Source organism: Arthrobacter sp. Leaf141, from assembly GCF_001424565.1.
In the GTDB taxonomy this organism is placed as follows: domain Bacteria; phylum Actinomycetota; class Actinomycetes; order Actinomycetales; family Micrococcaceae; genus Arthrobacter.
This window is the reverse complement of sequence record NZ_LMOL01000038.1, coordinates 1-14,636: the sequence shown is the minus strand read 5'-3', so window position 1 is coordinate 14,636 and position 14,636 is coordinate 1. Positions and strand designations below refer to the sequence as shown.

At 62.3% G+C, this 14,636-nt stretch carries 14 protein-coding genes; 13 read left to right on the top strand and 1 reads right to left on the bottom strand.

Going from position 1 to position 14,636, the window contains the following annotated elements; all coding sequences use genetic code 11:
* Positions 1-50 precede the first annotated feature (50 nt).
* Complete coding sequence (locus ASF72_RS17380) at positions 51-299, bottom strand: helix-turn-helix domain-containing protein (RefSeq protein ID WP_235504776.1); 249 nt, start codon at positions 297-299, stop codon at positions 51-53.
* Positions 300-688: 389 nt separating this feature from the next.
* Between ASF72_RS17380 and ASF72_RS17375 the strand changes: the two genes are divergently transcribed.
* The 13 genes from ASF72_RS17375 to ASF72_RS20495 form a co-directional block, all read left to right on the top strand.
* Entirely contained in the window at positions 689-1,774 is a 1,086-nt protein-coding gene (locus tag ASF72_RS17375) for a M23 family metallopeptidase (protein WP_056600991.1), read from the top strand.
* Entirely contained in the window at positions 1,774-2,277 is a 504-nt protein-coding gene (locus ASF72_RS17370; protein ID WP_056600989.1) for a hypothetical protein, read from the top strand. The genes ASF72_RS17375 and ASF72_RS17370 overlap by 1 nt, the downstream gene beginning before the upstream one ends.
* 36 nt (positions 2,278-2,313) lie before the next feature.
* Positions 2,314-3,648: a MinD/ParA family ATP-binding protein gene (locus tag ASF72_RS17365; protein ID WP_056600987.1), complete on the top strand. Its 1,335-nt coding sequence runs from the start codon at positions 2,314-2,316 to the stop codon at positions 3,646-3,648.
* 2 nt (positions 3,649-3,650) lie between these two features.
* The gene (locus tag ASF72_RS17360; protein ID WP_056600985.1) at positions 3,651-4,160 is read left to right on the top strand and encodes a hypothetical protein; all 510 of its coding nucleotides are present in this window, start codon (positions 3,651-3,653) and stop codon (positions 4,158-4,160) included.
* Positions 4,157-4,423 carry a hypothetical protein gene (locus ASF72_RS17355; protein WP_054808965.1) on the top strand — a complete coding sequence of 89 codons (267 nt, stop codon included), beginning with the start codon at positions 4,157-4,159 and terminating at the stop codon, positions 4,421-4,423. The genes ASF72_RS17360 and ASF72_RS17355 overlap by 4 nt, the downstream gene beginning before the upstream one ends.
* A 9-nt stretch (positions 4,424-4,432) precedes the next feature.
* Positions 4,433-5,128, top strand: a complete 696-nt coding sequence (locus ASF72_RS17350; RefSeq protein ID WP_056600983.1) for a hypothetical protein — start codon at positions 4,433-4,435, stop codon at positions 5,126-5,128.
* Between the two features lie 76 nt (positions 5,129-5,204).
* A complete protein-coding gene (locus tag ASF72_RS17345) occupies positions 5,205-6,449 on the top strand; it encodes a hypothetical protein (RefSeq protein ID WP_056600981.1) in 1,245 nt (414 codons plus the stop codon).
* Entirely contained in the window at positions 6,446-7,951 is a 1,506-nt protein-coding gene (locus ASF72_RS17340) for an SCO6880 family protein (protein WP_056600980.1), read from the top strand. Before ASF72_RS17345 ends, ASF72_RS17340 begins: the two co-directional genes overlap by 4 nt.
* Complete coding sequence (locus ASF72_RS17335; protein ID WP_056600977.1) at positions 7,951-9,492, top strand: hypothetical protein; 1,542 nt, start codon at positions 7,951-7,953, stop codon at positions 9,490-9,492. The genes ASF72_RS17340 and ASF72_RS17335 overlap by 1 nt, the downstream gene beginning before the upstream one ends.
* Positions 9,492-11,291, top strand: a complete 1,800-nt coding sequence (locus ASF72_RS17330) for a type IV secretory system conjugative DNA transfer family protein (protein ID WP_056600974.1) — start codon at positions 9,492-9,494, stop codon at positions 11,289-11,291. The genes ASF72_RS17335 and ASF72_RS17330 overlap by 1 nt, the downstream gene beginning before the upstream one ends.
* Positions 11,284-11,724: a DUF4913 domain-containing protein gene (locus ASF72_RS17325; protein WP_056600972.1), complete on the top strand. Its 441-nt coding sequence runs from the start codon at positions 11,284-11,286 to the stop codon at positions 11,722-11,724. Before ASF72_RS17330 ends, ASF72_RS17325 begins: the two co-directional genes overlap by 8 nt.
* Positions 11,725-12,836: 1,112 nt before the next feature.
* Complete coding sequence (locus ASF72_RS17320; RefSeq protein WP_082484477.1) at positions 12,837-13,703, top strand: alpha/beta fold hydrolase; 867 nt, start codon at positions 12,837-12,839, stop codon at positions 13,701-13,703.
* Between the two features lie 169 nt (positions 13,704-13,872).
* The coding region (locus ASF72_RS20495) for a cytosine permease (protein WP_157371063.1) at positions 13,873-14,636 on the top strand (764 nt) is incomplete at its 3' end.

Genomic DNA, 14,636 nt, shown 5'->3' with positions numbered 1-14,636 from the left:
AATATGCATTACTCGGGATTCGGCCCGCGTGTCTTCCAAAGGAAGAACATTTAACGCCCTCGTAAGAAATCCTTGAGTCCGTCCAGCAAGTGCTCCAGACGGTCCGCTCGCACGGTGAAGGTCACGGTACGCCCGCGCCGTTGCCCAGCGGGAACGTCGGCTTCAACCAGACCTGCATCTTCGAGTCCCTGGAGCGTCCGTCGCGCAGTGTTGGGGTCGGTTCCGAGTTCACGGGCGAGGTCTGCCGCTCCGGTAGGACCGTGGATGGAGAGGTGGCGGAGTATCGCCCGGGAAAACATCGTCCCGAATGACTCAATGGCCATTTCTATGTCCCGGGGCAGGGAGCTCGGGGGACGAATATAACGGGGCATGCAGTCATTTTGTCACTTCCTCTGTTCGACTCCGGCGCGATAGCTGCAAGACTACATTTAATGTCGTTTTAGGGTAATGTCTTAACTGTTACACAGACAAGAGCACCAATGGCGAGTGACTGCTGACACAGACCCGGTGTTTGACAAGCATTTTCGACTGAACGCGTGGAAAATGGCCTGCTGGTCCAGGGATGGAATTTGTCAGGGCGGCTGGTAGCAATGGCAAAAAGTCCGAACCAGCTGGTAGTTGTGGACACGATGTTTTTTGGGGGAGTAGCAGTGACCGTGTGCGAGCGCCTTGCCGTTGAGGCCGGGCTGTGAGGAAGGGAAACGGCACTGCTGCCGCTGCTTTGGCCGTGGCAGCCTTCCTCTTCACCCCGGTACTCATCGTCGTGCTGTTCCTGGGGGCCGGAGGGGCCAAGGCCGCCGAGTCTTGTGGCGTCGCCGGGAGCGGTGTCTCCGTTGCCAGCGTGCCAGCCCAAGTCGGCACCTTCTCGGGCAAGCAGCTGGAGAACGCTGCCGCCATCATGAAGGCTGCCAAGGACCTTGGATTGCCTGCGGCTGCACAGATACTTGGCGTACAGGCCGCTATTGGTGAATCCACTCTGAACGTAATCGACCACGGAGACGCCGCGGGTCCTGATTCACGCGGTTTGTTCCAGCAACGCAACAACGGGGCGTGGGGCAGCTATTCAGACCGGATGGACCCTTACATCAGTGCAACCAACTTCTTCAAAACACTGAGCAACGTCGCCGGCTGGGACCAGCTGGAACCCAGCACAGCCATCCACAGGGTGCAGGGCAACGCCGTGGAAAGCCACTACGCGCAGTTCCGTACCCCTGCCGCCGGGGTAGTGAAGGCCCTCGGTGGCGAGGCCGCCGCCGGGTTGGATGCCAGCGGCGCGTGCCCGAGCGCTGGGGGAACGGTCCTGGGGGAGCTGTCCGGTGAGTGGGTCCACCCGTTGGCCGGGGCTTCCATGACCAGCGGGTACGGCCCCCGTGCCGCCCCTGCCGGAACTGTGGGGGGAGTCCTGGCGAACTTCCACTACGGAATCGACTTCGCGACGCCCGGCCACGCGGGAACCATTGTCGCGGTGACGGACATGAAAATCGTGAAGATCCGCCACCTTGACGGCACGTTCGGCAGTGGCGTGACCGGGCAGACGACGAACGGCGAACTCACCATCGGTTACTACCACATGGAAGCCGGGTCCTTGAAGGTCAAGGAAGGCGACGTCGTGGCCGCCGGAACACCGCTGGGCACCGAGGGAGCCACCGGCAATGTGACCGGCCGTCACCTACACATGGAGTTCTTCCCCGGTGCCCTGCCCAACCCCATGGTCCCGGTCAACCAGACCACCGACCCAGCATCCATCTTCAAAGCACAGGGAGTGAACTTCTAATGCGCCCCAAGAATCTGGGCCTCGTCCTGGCTGTGGCGGCTGTCGCCCTCAGCGGCTGCACGTCACCGGCCGTGGACGTGGCACCTGACTCCGCCCGGACGAGCAGCACGGCCAGCGGCTCGGACTCGCACCCGGAAGCTCACGATGAGGATCATGGCGTTCCTGCGGTGACCTGGGGGCCGGCCACGCATGCCGAGGTCAGGGCGCTGGCCTCTGACCTGATGGGGAAGTTCGCCCGCGCGGACGTGACGGAACGGGCGTGGTTCAACGCGCTCCAACCCCACATGAGTCCCGATTATCAGGAGTCCGCCCAGTACATCGACCCGGGCCGGATCCCGGTCCGGACGATCCTCTCTGACCCCGTCCTGGTCAGGGAGAAGGGAAATCCAATGTCGGTCATGGCCGAGTTCGCCACGAATGACGGGCCCTGGGTGCTGTCACTGCACCGCACCGGGCAGGACGAACCCTGGCTGATAACGCGCATCGCTCCCAAAGCTTCCTAGCACCATCACTGATCCGATCAAGAAAGAGGTAGGTCCATGGGTATAGAAAAAACACTGATCCAGCCGGAACCGGTGATCAGCGCCATCATCAACGGTGACAACACCGGAATACTGAAAATCGACGGGGAAGAACACCCCTACGAAGCACCCGACGTGGACGGTCTCCGGCAGGCCCTGATGAAGCGGGTCATCGGAGAAGCGGCCACCCTGGGCCGCCCGGTCCGCGTCACGTCCATGGACGATACCGGCGTGTCCTACCTCGTGGTCTCCCCGACCGGGGAAGTCGAGGAAGAACAAGAAGCAGCCGCTGGCCCTTCAGCCGCATCCGCTCCCGTGGATAAGCTGCCGTCGTGGTCGGAGGCCGAGGCCCGCACCAGCCCCTCACCGGCCCCAACGACACCGACAACGGCAGCACCGGCACAGGATAGCCCGCCAGCCCCTCCGGGAGGGCGTCGCGCCCTTCGCGAGGCCGGAACGTTCCTGGTTGCACCTACCGCTGTGGAACCGGCGAAGCAGGGCATTCGTGGCACGCTGAACAGCTGGGGATTCTCCCTACCGCCGTCAGCGGATGAACTGAGCGAACGCGAAGACATCCACCAGGTGTCCCGCCACTTCACCGGCACCCGCACCATCGCGGTGGTCAACCAGAAGGGCGGCTCCAACAAAACCCCGACCGTCGCGGCCCTGTGCGCGGCATTTGGCCGTCACGGTGCAAGCGTCCTGGGCTGGGACAACAACCCGACGACAGGAACCCTGGGGTGGCGCACCCAGCAGGGGGACCACGCACGGTCCGCCCTGGATGTCATCGCCAGCTCCGAGGCACTGCTTTCACTCACCGCGCAGTCCGCGGACATCAACGCCTTCGTTCACCACCAGAGCACGGACAAGTACGACGTGCTGCGTTCTGACCAGGACATCGACGGCACCCATGAAGTCAGCGCCGAAGAAGTGGACATCCTGCACAAGGTGGCCGCGAAGTACTACCGGCTGATCCTGATGGATTCCGGGAACAACCACCGCAGCGCCGAATGGAACCGGATGATCGACCACGCGGACCAGCTCGTGGTTCCCACCACCACCATGGAGGACCGGGTGGAAGCCGCACTGCTGACGTTGCAGGGTCTGGACCGACGGAACGAACGAACGGCCGCGCTGGCCGCCAACGCCGTCGTGGTGGTGTCGGAGTGGCAGCCCAACCAAGGCAGCATCTCGCAGAAAATTGCTGACGATTTCCGCCCCTACGTCCGGGACGTCGTCATCGTCCCGTTTGATCAGGCCTTGAAGTCCGGACAGATCCGTTATGGGGCTCTTCAACCGGCAACACGCCGGGCCTGGCTCCGCGCGGCAGCAGCGGTGGCTCGCGGGCTATGAATATGACCGAGAACGTCAGCCCCTGGGTGGCCGCTGCCCAGAGCATCGCGGCGGACGTACAGTCCTCGGTCCCGGACGACACTGATTCCCCCGAGGCGCCGGCGCAGGGTATCGGTTTCGTCGCTGCCCACGGCGGGGCTGGTGCCACCGCGTGGGCAGCCATCTTGGACGGCGCTGACCACGGGCAGGTGATGCCGCACGTGGGCGTTTCTGTTGTCCTGGTTGCCCGTGCCAGTCTGCACGGAATCGAGGCCGCCAAGGCCGCCGTCGCAGCCCATGGCCAGCACGCCTTCGACGCCGTTCTGATCGTCCCTGCCGTGCCGGGACGGGCACCGCGGATGATCCAGAACGAACTCAAAGTCCTGGCCGGCGCCGTGCCTCTGATACCTGTCCCGTGGGTGTCAGGGCTGCTGATCAAGCGCTCTGGGCTGGCTGATTTCACTGATGTACCGGCGAAGGACCTGGCAAGGGTCCGGGCCGCGCTTTCCACGATCAAAGGAGAAACGAAATGACCTTGACCAAACTCACCGACGTCGCCATGGCCGCCAAGCCCTTGCCGCAGGAGGTCCAGGACGGTTTGGACACCGTGATCCTGTGGGCGCAGATTATCGGTGGGTCCCTTGCCACCTTGGGCCTGATGATCCTCTTCATCGGTCTCTTCTTCGCCCACCGCAACGGCCGGGGCGAAGAGTTCATGTCCAAGGCCGGATGGTGGCTGACCGGGGCGATTGGACTCGGGCTCTCGGGCATCTTGGCAACGCTCTTCGTCAGCTAAGGAAGAACTATGAGCCAAGTACAGAAACCCCAGACCCTCCGGGGCAAAGCCGCCTGGTGGGCAGCCATCGCCGTGGTGTTCATCGTCGCTGTCCTGGCGTTCCTCATCCTCACCAAACCCGCACCGCAGAACGTCCCCCAAACAGGGGACACCACCACCAAACCCACGGACGGCTGCAACGTGCCCGCAGGAGACACCTCCTCCAAACCCGCCATGCCCAGCGACCTGCGCTGGGAAGCCGACAAAGGCTGGACCTGGCCCGTCTCAGACACGTACGGCCCCACCCGGACAAAAGACGGCTACGGCGTCTGCTTCGCCCGCTCACCCCTAGGAGCAGCACTGACCGCCGTTTCCATGAACAGTTCTGCGAACGTTAAAGACGCTCGTGGGGCGGGGGAAAACTACCTTGTGGACTCGAAGGGGAAGGACGTTCTTCTAGGAAAAACTCCACAAGGTCCAGCTGCCACGACTCCAGTCCCTTTTGCTGGGTTCATAGTGGACAGCTTCAACCCGGATGAGGCGTCAATAACGCTCGTCGTAGCTACAGCTGCAAGTACTTCAGGCTATGCCGGCCTTCCCCTCACGCTCCAATGGGTGGACGGGGATTGGAAGGTCAAGGTTCTGGATGACGGCTCGACCTTCGTTGGGCAGGCGCCCGTTCCTGTGAAGGGCGGATTCGTGGAGTGGGTTGGTTCAGATGGCTGATTGCGGACCTCTTGCGGGCCCTGCCTGCATTGCCGCCAATGTCATCGGGGGAGTTCAGGACGCGACGAAAGGGGCCGTGAATTCTGCCGTTGATTCCGGTGCCAACAGCCTCGGAGAAGCGATGATGGGGGCCTGGGACTCGATCATGAAAGGCTTCCTCACCTCCTGGCTGGACGCCGGAATGATGGTCAGCCTGGAAGGTGAGTCCATGACGTGGCTGACCGACCAGCTGCGGGTCATCAGCATCTTCATGGCAACCTTGGGCATCATGATCGCCTGCGTGTGGACGATGGTCCACGCCCGGGGAGACAAGGCAGTAAAGGCCACCAAATCCCTGTTCATGGTCTTCCTGGTGACGACAGCGGGAACGCTTTTGATGCAGGTCGCCATCCCGGCCGCGGACGCCTTCTCCGACTACATCCTCGATGAGGCCGGCGTGACCGTGCAGGGCTATGAACAACTCGGCCCGGTCGCCGGTGCGGTGAACAGTATCGGCCCTGGCCTGGCCATTGTGGCCGGGATCTTTGGAGTGATCGCCACGCTGTTGCAGTGGGTCATCATGATCATCCGCGCAACGGTCCTGCCTTTGCTGATCGCTATCTGGCCTGTCGCTGCCGCTGCGGCCATGATCCGCGGTGCTGAGGAAACCTTCGCAAAGGTCACCATGTGGCTCATCGCATTCCTTCTCTACAAACCGATCGCGGCAATTATCTACGCCTTTGCGTGGAAGTTGAAGTCCGGTGGTGACGGCATTGGAGGCGTCATCAACGGCATGCTGCTGCTGGTCCTGGCAGTGGCTGCACTCCCGGCGCTGATGAAGCTGCTCAGCCCTGCCACGGCTGCAATGGGATCAGCGGCCGGCGGAACCATGGCAATGGCGGCAGGAGCCGCCGTCGTAACCGCAGGTGTCGCAGCCGGCGCTGCCGTCGCCACCGGCGGTGCCAGCGCAGGAGCCAAAGCCGGCGCAGGGATGGCCGGAACAGCCGGACCTGCCGGGGCACCCACAGCCCAAGGAACCACGTCCATGTCCGCACCCGAAAGCTCCAGTGGCCCGGCACCAGGAGGTGCCCCGGCGGGCCCCTCAAATTCCGGTAGCTCCTCCGGCCCGGGTGGTTCAACTGCCCCGGGTGGCTCTGGACGCACGGACAGCAGCGGTACCGGATCCGGTGGTACTTCAACAGGTGGATCCGGCACGGGTGGAGCAGTCGCTAGGGGAGCATCCGGCGGCGGCGCCGGGTTGCAGGCCGCGACCCAATCCCTGGGCGGATCCGTCGCGCAGGGCGCAAAGAACACTGACGGAAAGGACGTGCTCGGATCATGAGCGAGAACGCTGCACAGGAAAAATTCGGCAACTGGCTCCAGCCCGCCTCTCCTGGCCTCTTCGGCCTGAGCCTGGGCGGGGTCGTCATCTCGGCCGCCGGTCTGGTCTTCGGACTGCTGGCCCTGATGCGGGGCCTGTTCCTTCTGGCGCTGGCCGTTCTTCTGATCACGGCACTGACTGTCCTGCTGGGCCTGGTGAAGTTCGGCGGCCGCACAGTCCTCGGCAGGGTAACTGATGCTCTGTCGCTGGCGTCCCGGAAGTCCACCGGTTCCGCGTTCTACGTCACCGGGGCCCTGTCCACACTGCCACCGGAAGATGCCGAGCGTCTGCCCGGTGCGCTCCTGGATGTGGAGACGATTTCCGGCACTGATGGTCTCGGCCGGCCGTACTCGTTGCTGCACCATAAGGCAGTCCGTCAGCTGGCGGCCGTGTTCGGCTGCTCACCCGACGGAGCCGCCATGCAGGAACAATCCGTCGTCAACGCCCAGGTCGCCAACTTTGGAGGCTGGGTCTCCTCACTCAGCGTCGAAGATGGCCTGACCGGGGCGACGATCGTTGTTGATTCCGCATCCGAATCCTCCGCCGCGACGTGCGCAGCCATCCGGGATGACGTTGCACCGAACGCCCCCTCGTTCGCGAGGGAAGTCCTTGACCATGCTGTGGGGACCCTCCCGGCACGCTCGGCCGTGATGAACGTGTACGCCACGATGGTCTGGGACGCCCCCGCACTCGGGGCAACGGAGAAGGACGTGTCCGCCGCCGTAGCCGAGGTTGCCGCCCGCCTTCCCGGCCAAACGCAGATGCTCGCGGCCGCGGGGGCCGGGTCACCAACGCCCCTCGTGGAGGAGGATCTGGCGCATGTCGCGCAGCTGTCCTATCAACCGATGCGGGACCAGGAAATGGCCTTGGATGCCCTACACGGCCGCCGCGCTGTCCAGGACTGGGAACACGCCGGTCCCGGCTTCTTCGATGACTCCCAGGGCCGTGTGGTGTTCCACGACGGGGTTGCGTCCATGACGCTGATGATGACTGTGCCCCCGGGTGCGCACATCACCTCGCGCAGCTTCGACCGGGTGTTCGGTCCGAACGCGAAGTTCCTCCGTAAACGCGTGGCGTTGTTCTACCGGCCGGTCGATCCTGGCACGGGCGCCAGGACCGTGGACCGCCTGGTGAAAACCGCGGACTGGAAGATGAGCACCCGCAAGGGCCGGCCGACGTCCTTTGACCGGGCCACCAAAGCAGTGGCGGAAAAGACCGAAGAAGAGCTGGCGCAGGGTGCGCGGCTGTCGCTGTTTTCGATGATGGTCACCGTCACCTTCGCCCCGGATGAGAAGTCCTACCGGGACGCCCTGAACCAGGTGAAGTCGATCATGAACCAGCTCATCATGCCGTACCGGTTCGTGGAGCACGCCGGGTCGGCAGCGTTCCACACCACGTTGCCGTTCGGGATTCTCCCGTGGAAGTACAGCAGCACCCCGCTCTGGATGGAAGGTGTCCTCTGATGAAAGACAGCACTGCCGGCAAACCCAGCAACGGTAAAGCCATCATGGCCAAAAGGCTGCTCGCGGAGAAAATGCGGCACATCAAAACCTCCAAGGGCTTCACCGGTTTGGGCGGCGGACGTTGGGGCAAAATGCCCCGGCCGCCGCAGTGGTACTCCTCCTCGACGCAGCTCTGCGGGATCTACCCGTTCTCGGCCGGCACCTCCCGGCCAAACACCGGCACCCCGCTGGGCCGGGACATGAACGTCGATACCGCCGTGTGCGGGGACATGAAGACCTGGTACGACGCGGGCCTGATCTCTTCTTCCTCGATGATGCTGTTCGGCCTGAACGGCAACGGTAAATCCTCGGTCGCGCAGCGGTTCATCTACTCCATGGCCGCGCGCGGCATCATTCCGATGGTTTTCGACCCGCTCAAGGACGAGTACGGCGAGATGGTCGAAGCAATGGGTGGCAGGGTCCTGCGCGTTGGACCCCGAGGCCGGGACAAGATCAACCTGCTGCACCTCGGTGCCCTGGGGGAGGCAGCCGCCAAGATCGGCGGCACCACCGGGGAGGACATGCGCCGCCAGGCGGTCAGCCAGGCCGTGGACATGGTCGCCCTCGTCGTGCAGATCAACCGCGGCAGCCCGCTCTCCGACAGCGAAGACGCGGTCCTGGCACTGATGGTCCGCTCCGTCATCTCCCGGGTCAGACATGCCTCGATGCATGACCTGGTGGACGCGTTCCTGGCACCGCCGCCGGAAGTCCTCTCCGCTGTGGCGTGCGATGACGCCAGCCAGTTCCTGACCGAGTACCGGGCGCTGCACCTGTCCGTGCTGGCTCTGCTGTCCGGTGAGATGGGTGCCCTGATCGGCGGCAGCGAATCCATGAGTATTCCCGTAGGGAACCCCGGCGGCTTCTGCTTCGATACCTCCTCCATCCCGGCGTCGAACACGAAACTGCTCTCCGCTGCGATGCTGGCAACCTGGAACATCGGCTTCTCCGCCATCGACGCCCACTGGGAACTGTCCCGGCACGACCCGGAAGTTCACTGGGGCGGCTACCTCGCCGTGCAGGACGAATTCTGGTACCCCATGCGGGCGTGTGAAGGCATCATCGACCGGGCCGACCGGATCGGACGGACCAACCGCGGCCTGGGTGTCAGCGAACTGAAAATCACCCACAGCCCCAAAGACTTCCTCTCCCTGCCCAACGCCAAAGACCGGGAAACCGCCAAGGGCTTCGCCCAGCGCTGCGGTGTCCTGGGCCTGATGGCCCTGTCCCTGGATGACCTGCACGCCCTGTCCGCGGTCCAGCCGCTCAACGGCAAGGAGATCGCCACCGTGGCCGGCTTCAACACACCCCCGGACTGGAAACCAAACATGAACGCCGACGGCACCCCCGCCCCGCCGCCAGGCGCGGGCAAGATCCTGCTGAAGATCCCCGGACGGGTCGGCCTTCCGGTACAGATGACACTGACCGCCATCGAGAAGGCCAAACACATCACGGACGAGCGCAGCAACCGCGTCGCGTTCCAAAACGAGATGGAGACCGTCTGATGGGCGCACCGAACAAGAAAGCCTCACACCTCAGCGGCGAAACCATCGCCCTGTGGGCGGTCCTCGCCGTAGTCATGATCGGAGCCGGCTCAACAGCCGGAGCGATCCACCTGGGCTCCAAGGTCGCCGGCGACGACCAACAGCTGCCCAAAAACCCGGCAGAACTCCTGGTCGGCCTCATCAAAGGCACTGTGACCTGGCCAGCCCCGACCACCTGGATCCTAATCGGCTTCGGCGTCATCCTGGCCGCTCTCGCTGTCCTGATCACCCGCGCGGTCCTAAAAAGTAAATCCAAGCGCTCCCGCGTCGATGCAGCCGCCCGGTACATGGCCACACCCAAGGACCTGAAGGCACAGACCCTGCGCGGTGCCACGGAGAAGGCCAAGAGCCTGGGCGTGGAGGGTTCACCGGGCATCCCTGTCGGTAAGACTGTGATCGGCAAGCAGATGGTCTTCGGGTCCTGGGAGGACATGCACATCGACATCTGGGGACCCAGAACGGGTAAAACCACCTCTCGCGCCATCCCGGCCATCCTGTCCGCGCCTGGCGCCGTCCTGGTCACCTCGAACAAGCGCGACATCGTCGACGGCACCCGCGACGTCCGCGCAGTTGACGGCCCGGTGTGGGTCTTTGACCCGCAGGCCGTGGCCCTGGAAGAGCCCACCTGGTGGTGGAACCCGCTGTCCTACGTCACCGACGAAGTCCGGGCCGCCCGGATGGCTGATCACTTCGCGTCCGGCTCACGCGGGCCGGGAGCCCAGACAGACGCGTACTTCGACCCTGCAGGACAGGACCTGCTAGCCGGCCTGCTGCTCGCGGCCGCCCTGGCCGATCTTCCCATCACACAGGTGCACACCTGGCTGACGGACCCCACCGAGGACGCAGCTGCCGGGATCCTGATGGACCACGGCTTCGTGCAAACCGCCAACGCCGTCCAAGGCGTGATCAACCTCCACGACAAACAGCGCGGCGGCATCTACGGGACCGCCCTGCAGATGGCATCCTGCCTGACCAACCGGCAGGTTTCCCGCTGGGTCACCCCCCAGGGCCCGGTTGATAACCGGCCACAGTTCGACCCTGCCAAGTTCGTCCGGTCCAAGGGAACGCTGTACAGCCTCTCCAAGGAAGGCAAGGGAACCGCCGGACCCCTGGTCACCGCCCTGACCGTGGCCACGGTGGAAGCGGCCGAAGAACTCGCCGTCCACTCCCGCGGCGGACGCCTCGAAACACCCATGATCGGAGTCCTCGACGAGGCCGCCAACGTCTGCCGCTGGCGCGAACTCCCGAACCTCTACAGCCACTACGGCTCCCGCGGCATCGTCCTGATGACCATCCTCCAGTCCTGGTCACAGGGCGTGGAAGTCTGGGGCCGGGAAGGCATGCGCAAACTCTGGTCCGCCTCAAACATCAAGGTCTACGGCGGCGGCGTCGCCGAAGCCGAATTCCTCAACGAGGTCTCGCAGCTCGTCGGCGAATACCGGTACTCCAACATGACCAAGAACCGCTCCAGGCAAGGAGTGTCCTACAACTACGACAACGACCGCAAGGAACGCACCCTCGACGTTTCCGACCTCTCATCCTTCCCCCGCGGCCGCGCCATCATGTTCGCCTCCGGCGCCCCCGCAGCCCTGCTCGAAACAGTGCCCTGGATGGGCGGCAAGCACGACGCCGAGATCCGGGCCTCCATCGCAGCCCACGACCCCTCCAAGCGTCCAGCCACGGCGGATACCGCTGCCACCGAAACGGTGAATCCCTGGGTGACCGCCGCGGCGTCCAGCAGGGGCGCAGCCGATGAGTGACCTGGGCGAATGGGACGACGAGCCCGACGTGTCCGACCAACCTTCAGTGCCCGTGGAACCCCAGGAGCCTGAAGCAGAAGAAGCCCCGGAGCCGGAACTGTTCTACAAAGATCTGGTGACCTTCGTACAGGAGCATCTTTCCCCGTCCTACCGGCGCAGCCTCAGCGGAACCGACCGAACATGGTGCCCCTCATGGTGGAAACACGAAGAAGCCATCAGCCGGCTGGAAGCGTTATGGCGGTCTTGGGAATTTTTCCGCCTCGACGGCTCCACAGGCATGAGCGTCTGGTGGCGGGACCACGCAGACCACCACATGGGCGTATTGCTCTCCGCGGACGGTCCGTTCAAGGGATGCAAACCTGTTGCCGGTGGCCATGCAGCAAATAAACTCAAAGTTCTCCCGTGTGATCCTCCCCCCGCTGGGCTCTTTTGAAGCACCGCCAGTTCTCAAGGGGCCAAAGACTCCGACTGTTCTGAGCCAAAGGTGGCCCAACGGGCTGTCTACAGTCCGGGTCAATCCGCGTTACGGCTGGAAGTTTCGGAGCCGTCGGGGTCGCTTCCCCGGCAGCAGTAGCGGTGGATAACCCATAAGGATTGTCCCCGGCCGTGGGCAGCCGGGCCGTACCTGCAGCACAGGCAGCGGAACCCAATCGTCACACGACCTCTGGGCAGTTGAGCGCTGCCTCATACTGGGCCATGGCCTGCAATCTCATTTAATTGCTGGCTTCCGGATATACCCATTGCGGATAATAACCAATACACCCCATGATTGCCCCGATCGTAACCATCGCACGATTTACGCTCAACTAATGGATCAACTCCAGAATGGATATCGGCAAGTTCCACACCCAAGTTTACCTACAACCTTTTCTCCTTAAATTCTTAAAGGAAGCCATTTCGGTCTCAGCTGCTCTCAAGTTCATGCCTACTATCGGAAGCAGACAGCATGTCAGCGCCATGAACGTATGCGTGAAAACACTAAACTTAAACGTGCGTCGTCAAATCCTGCCGCCTACTCACCGCACCCGGAAATCATCCTTGGCATCCCGGTTATACAGCAGGAAAGTTCGCAGACGGCCGGGTTGCGAATTTCACCCAACGAGCGGGATGCGAGCCTTCGGAACCACCAAGAACCACGGCCGCAAGGGCCCGCGGTGACGTCCTGGAAGTTGCTGCCGGCATAGCTCATAGACGTAGAATAGCCCACTTTGAACGGACGTTCAAGGGGTGTATCCGAAAAATGTTCAGCTACATTTCCCGCGTCATTATTCGCGGTGCGACAGGGTCGGCATCTTGGACGATGATTTAGGTGCGAGGATCAAAAGAAACATAGATTATCGCACTTTGAACGGATGTTCAAGGGCGTATTTCAAAAATGTTTCATTTACGTTCCATCGTCTCTGTCCGTGCTGGTCGAAAACAAATCTTGGTTTTACTGTGACCCTTGACACACAACTAGATATGCCTGAAAGATGTGTTGCGCAATGCTCATTTATTCGCGGTGAGCGCAACAGCGCCCCGCCTTTACGGATAGGTAGACAGCTAATGACACAAGCACTTAAGGAATTTCGGGCCAAACAGCAGAGGATGAATGTCACGGGGCCATTCGGGCGCAGCCTCGAGGTTGCGTACACCGACGAAGGAAGCGGCGACGCCGTCGTACTGCTCCACGGGATCCCGACTTGGTCGTTTCTGTACCATCGAGTGATCCCAATTCTGACGCAACAGCATAGAGTCATCGCTCCGGACCTTCTGGGATATGGGTACTCGGATCACCGTGACTTCTTTGATCGTTCTGTGCGAACTCAGGCAAGAATGATTACTGAACTCCTCGATGCGCTGAATATCGACAAAGCGACAATCGTTGGCCACGATATCGGTGGCGCCGTTGCCTTGATCCTCGCGCTAGACGAACCACATCGCGTTGAGCGGCTGGTTTTGACCAACTCCGTTGCCTATGACTCATGGCCCAGCAGCGCAATGTGTGTCCTCGGAGATCCGTTCGCTTGGAGGGATAAGACGGCTTCGGAGTTCGCGGAATGGGTAGCTGTCGACTTGGCGGTCGGCTTGCCCGGAGGCCACCGCGACCCCGCCTGGGAACTTGACATTGTCGCGCCGTATTCAACCGACGAAGGTGCGCGCAGCCTGATCCGTAACGCCATCTCACTGAATACAAATCACACGATGGAACTGGTTCCACGCCACGGAGAAATTCAAATCCCTACTCTCCTCCTGTGGGGAGAGAGTGATCCCTGGCAGCCCGCTTCTGATGGTCTAAGGCTAGCCAGAGAGATTGAAGGAGCTAGCTTCGTAGGTATTCCCGGTGTTTCGCATTGGATTCAAGAGGAGGCACCGGAGCAATTCGCGAAGGAGATCCTCAGCTTCCTCGAGAATGCAAGCCCCGGACTATGAACGAGAATCGATCGGCCTCGGTCTCTGACCAATTCAGCGTAACGGGTCCCCATGTAACCGAAAAGCAACTGGAGCAACTCGATGCCCAGCCATTGGGTCAAGGGTTTCAGGGATTGGACATCCCATACCTTGCGTTGCTGGGGCTGGTGTTGCCTGCAATCATCCTCGTATGGGGTTGGCTTTGAAAAGCGGCCCCGTAGCTAAAATCCCGCCCGGAGACGCCTCCGCTGGGCTGCCTCTCCCTCTCCACCAGAGAACATGGAGCGGATTTATTCTCGGCGCAGTCTGTGCCACAGCTGGCGTCGCTACTTGGTCCTTCGTGGTGGGTGGTTCCACCGCCTTCTACCTAGATGCGCGGATGGGTACAGCCGCGATGCTGGCTGGCGGCCTGTTGGGACAATTTTTAGTCACGCTAGCGGGCGTCCCTGCGAGTACCAAATACGGAATTGAGACGGTCGTCTCCACGCGACCTCAATTGGGCGTTAGGGGTTCCAATATCGCACTAGGAGTCGTTTTTTGCACGACTCTAGGGTGGAATATCGTGCTCATGATCTTTTTCGGACGTGCCATGGCGTCAGTTCTTGAGTTGCTCGGCCTTTTGGATAGTTCAAGTAAGCCATTGGTGTCGACCGTCCTCTCGGTGGCTGGCGTAGTTTTCGTGTGGTTCTTGGTCAGTCGCGGAGCCAGTTCACTGAAACAGGCGGGGCCAGTGATCGCTGTCGTTATCACGCTGATGGCTGTGTACCTGTTCATCCTCCTGGTTAAGAACCACGGCATTGATGCCATCTTTGCCGCACAGCCGCTAGCGCCCACCGATCGACTCGTGAACTATACGACCGGCATCGAGATCTTGTTGGTGAGCACTCTGGGATGGTGGACCTACATGGGCGGCATTGTGCGTATGGTCAGCACCGGGCGTAAAGCCATCCTCCC